This window comes from Roseovarius sp. A46, assembly GCF_004126395.1.
GTDB classification, from domain to species: Bacteria; Pseudomonadota; Alphaproteobacteria; order Rhodobacterales; family Rhodobacteraceae; genus Roseovarius; species Roseovarius nitratireducens.
In genome coordinates, this window is sequence record NZ_PVWS01000070.1 from 1 (window position 1) to 1514 (window position 1514).

A 1514-nucleotide genomic window follows, 5' to 3' on the forward strand; every position below is an offset into this window, starting at 1 on the left:
CGATCCCAGTCAATCAGCGCCTCCACCCCATCCAGGGCACAAAGCGCCGGGTGGTCGAACAACTCCTGCGGAGCAAACAAGGCGGGCTGGGTCGAAAAACTCTGTCTCATGACAAAACATACCCCACGCAACCATCTCAGGGAATCCCAAGAGTTTCGCTGTGGTCTCTTATAATATTACCTTTACCTGGTTGACCGGGCACAGAGAGGGGACAGGTTCATGTTCAATCCCACCACAATCATGGCGAACGCATTCGGAGACTATCTGGCGGATACCTATCTTCATTATTTCGCGGGCTGCGCCCCGGAACATGCCGCATACATCAAGGGCTCGGCCCGTCTGGTGCTCGAGCGGCTGAGCAACACGGACGCGCTGTACCACGATGCCGAACACACGATGATGGTGACGTTGGTCGGCCAGCAGATCCTGCGGGGGCGGCTCCTGTCGAAAGCGCTTCAGCCGGACGATTGGCTGCATTACATCCTGGCGCTTCTGGTGCATGACATTGGCTATACGCGCGGCGCCTGCCCGGGAGATACCGAGACAGAACTGGTGATCGACGAGAAGGGCAACACCTTCACACCGGAGCGTGGCGCGTCGGACGCCTGCCTGACCCCATGGCATGTGGACCGGGGCATGATCTACGTGCGCAACCGGTTCGGCCCCTCGCGCACGATCGACGAAGAACGCATCGCGCGCGCGATCGATTACACCCGGTTCCCCGTTCCTGACGATCCGGCCTATCACGACACGGAAAGCGAACCGGCGCTCACCCGGGCGGCCGATCTGATAGGCCAGATGGCTGACCCGTTCTATCATCGCAAGATCAACGCTCTTTTTCACGAATTTGTCGAAACCGGCACGGCCGAAAAGCTCGGTTACACCAACCCCATGGATCTGATGGATAAATACCCGGAGTTCTTCTGGTCGCAGATCCAGCCGCTGATCCAGCCGGCCCTCGTACAGCTGGAATACACCACGGAGGGCAAGCAATGGTTGGCCCAACTCTACAACCAGGTCTTCCAGGTCGAGCGTCGCACGGTGGTGCTGGGCCCGTTTCCCGGGCCGGGACAGGGCTAACCTGATCCTGCCCCGGATTGGTGGACACCCATGATAGGCTTTCGAGCCAACGGAAGGAGTGTCCGATGGAGAAGAAGCGCCGGTATTTTCCGGATGAGTTCAAGCGGCAGGCTGCGGAGCGCGTCGAGACGAGCGGGCTGTCGATCATGTATGTCGCAGCGGAACTCGGCGTCCACGAGACGCAGCTGCGCCGCTGGATAAGACAGTTCGGCAAGTCGGGGACGGGCCCTGCGCGGCGCCCCAATACGCAGGCGCAGGGCCCGTCCCCGGCCGACCTGGCGGCGGAGAATGCCCGGTTGAAACGGGAGCTGCAAAAGGCCCAGACGGAGCGTGATATATTAAAAAAAGCCGCGCTCATCTTCGGAGCGGCCACCCGATGACGTTCGGGTTCGTGGATGAGCATCGTCACATCTGGCCCGTTCGCACGATCTGTT

1 protein-coding gene and 1 pseudogene are annotated in these 1514 nt (G+C 60.4%); both read left to right on the forward strand.

Annotated elements, in window-relative coordinates; translation table 11 throughout:
• Window positions 1-219 precede the first annotated feature (219 nt).
• A complete protein-coding gene (locus C6W92_RS17415; protein WP_129435385.1) occupies window positions 220-1080 on the forward strand; it encodes a metal-dependent phosphohydrolase in 861 nt (286 codons plus the stop codon).
• A 65-nt stretch (window positions 1081-1145) separates the two neighbouring features.
• Window positions 1146-1514: pseudogene (locus C6W92_RS17420) on the forward strand (transposase); the annotation flags it as partial.